This window comes from Albidovulum denitrificans (assembly GCF_002973535.1).
GTDB lineage: Bacteria > Pseudomonadota > Alphaproteobacteria > Rhodobacterales > Rhodobacteraceae > Albidovulum > Albidovulum denitrificans.
In genome coordinates this window covers 1-2,500 of sequence record NZ_PVEP01000004.1, presented here as the reverse complement: position 1 = coordinate 2,500, position 2,500 = coordinate 1, and the positions used below count along the sequence as shown (strand labels likewise).

Genomic DNA, 2,500 nt, shown 5'->3' with positions numbered 1-2,500 from the left:
GGTTCCTGCTTAAAGCTAATCTGAGCAGGGTAAGCCGACCCCTAAGGCGAGGCCGAAAGGCGTAGTCGATGGGAACCAGGTTAATATTCCTGGGCCAGGAGGATGTGACGGATCTGAGCCGTTGTTCACCCTTATCGGATTGGGTGGGCAGCCAACAGGTTCCTGGAAATAGCCCTCCATTAGATCGTACCCTAAACCGACACAGGTGGACTGGTAGAGAATACCAAGGCGCTTGAGAGAACCACGTTTAAGGAACTCGGCAAAATGCTCCCGTAAGTTCGCGAGAAGGGAGCCCGGGTTCTAGGCAACTAGAGCCCGGGGGCACAAACCAGGGGGTGGCGACTGTTTACTTAAAACACAGGGCTGTGCGAAGCCGTAAGGCGACGTATACAGTCTGACGCCTGCCCGGTGCTGGAAGGTTAAAAGGAGGGGTGCAAGCTCCGAATTGAAGCCCCAGTAAACGGCGGCCGTAACTATAACGGTCCTAAGGTAGCGAAATTCCTTGTCGGGTAAGTTCCGACCTGCACGAATGGCGTAACGATCTCCCCGCTGTCTCAAACGTGGACTCAGCGAAATTGAACTGTGTGTCAAGATGCACACTTCCCGCGGTTAGACGGAAAGACCCCATGCACCTTTACTATAGCTTCGCACTGGCATCAGGATTGTGATGTGCAGGATAGGTGGTAGGCTTTGAAGCGGGAACGCCAGTTTCCGTGGAGCCTCCCTTGAGATACCACCCTTCGCACTCTTGATGTCTAACCGCGGCCCGTTATCCGGGTCCGGGACCCTGCGTGGTGGGTAGTTTGACTGGGGCGGTCGCCTCCCAAAGAGTAACGGAGGCGCGCGAAGGTTGGCTCAGAGCGGTCGGAAATCGCTCGTTGAGTGCAATGGCAGAAGCCAGCCTGACTGCGAGACTGACAAGTCGAGCAGAGTCGAAAGACGGCCATAGTGATCCGGTGGTCCCAAGTGGGAGGGCCATCGCTCAACGGATAAAAGGTACGCTGGGGATAACAGGCTGATGATGCCCAAGAGTCCATATCGACGGCATCGTTTGGCACCTCGATGTCGGCTCATCTCATCCTGGGGCTGGAGCAGGTCCCAAGGGTATGGCTGTTCGCCATTTAAAGAGGTACGTGAGCTGGGTTTAGAACGTCGTGAGACAGTTCGGTCCCTATCTGCCGTGGGTGTAGGATACTTGAGAGGAGTTGCCCCTAGTACGAGAGGACCGGGGTGAACGTTCCACTGGTGGACCAGTTGTCGTGCCAACGGCAGTGCTGGGTAGCTATGAACGGACAGGATAACCGCTGAAGGCATCTAAGCGGGAAGCCCCCCTCAAAACAAGGTATCCCTTGAGAGCCGTGGAAGACCACCACGTCGATAGGCCGGAGATGTAAGCGCTGTGAGGCGTTCAGTTGACCGGTACTAATTGCTCGATAGGCTTGATTTGATCCAGCAGAAGTCAGACTTCCCTGGACAAAGCGCTTGGACGTTTGATTGTTTCGTGTTTCTTTCTCGGTTTGGTGGTCATAGCACGAGCAAAACACCCGATCCCATCCCGAACTCGGCCGTTAAGTGCCGTCGCGCCAATGGTACTGCGTCCTAAGACGTGGGAGAGTAGGTCGCCGCCAAACCTAGTAAGAAACACGAAAATGTATCTCTCGACGATGCGGCCCCATACAATTCGATTTGTCGCGGGCCAGAATTGGCGCGGGGTGGAGCAGCCCGGTAGCTCGTCAGGCTCATAACCTGAAGGTCGCAGGTTCAAATCCTGCCCCCGCAACCAACTAAATTGCCCTAGCCGCAATCGGTTAGGGCTTTTTGCGTTTATCACCAAGCACGCACTTTGCACTGCATTTGGATCAGAACCAAAGCTTTGTGGCCGTTTTGAGCAAAGCGGGCGAAAGCACGAGGATCGCTTTGCACTGCAGCTACATCAAGAAGCGCCGATTGCCTGACAACAGTGGTCCGTCACCCGACGATGATTTGGACTGCCGCGCAAAGAGCCTGTCCAAGTGCGCAGCCCGAATTGCCGTGCGCGTCCTGCATGGACTTGCCCGGCTTTTGTGGAGAGCGTTTAGCTCACTTCACGGGCCTTTCTCTCGAAGGCGATGGGGCTTTGGTAGCCGAGCGATGAATGTCGTCTGACGGTGACCTGCTCCCCTGAAAAGTCCTCGATTTGAGGTTAGCCTGTTCTCCAACTGAGGAGACAGACGATGAAGAGATCACGGTTCAGCGAAGCGCAGATCATTGGTATTCTGAAGGAGCATCAGGCGGGCATGAGCGCGCCGGATCTGTGCCGCAAGCACGGGATCAGCGACGCGACTTTCTACAACTGGCGGCGCAAGTATGGCGGCATGGAGGTCGCCGATGCGAAGCGGCTGAAGGCGCTCGAAGCCGAGAACACGAAGCTCAAGAAGATGTTGGCCGAGCAGATGATGGATGTGGCGACACTGAAAGAGATGCTCGGAAAAAACTTCTGAGGCCCGGTTCGAGGAGGAAA

At 55.6% G+C, this 2,500-nt stretch carries 1 tRNA gene, 2 rRNA genes and 1 pseudogene (1 of these 4 cut by a window edge); all 4 read left to right on the top strand.

The window, feature by feature from the left end:
• Positions 1-1,447 (top strand): 23S ribosomal RNA (locus tag LX70_RS10430) (it extends 1,388 nt beyond the left edge of the window).
• A gap of 69 nt (positions 1,448-1,516) precedes the next feature.
• Positions 1,517-1,631, top strand: a 5S ribosomal RNA gene (rrf, locus tag LX70_RS10425).
• 75 nt (positions 1,632-1,706) lie between these two features.
• Positions 1,707-1,783, top strand: a tRNA-Met gene (locus tag LX70_RS10420).
• 430 nt (positions 1,784-2,213) lie between these two features.
• A pseudogene (locus LX70_RS10415) lies at positions 2,214-2,500 on the top strand (transposase); the annotation flags it as partial.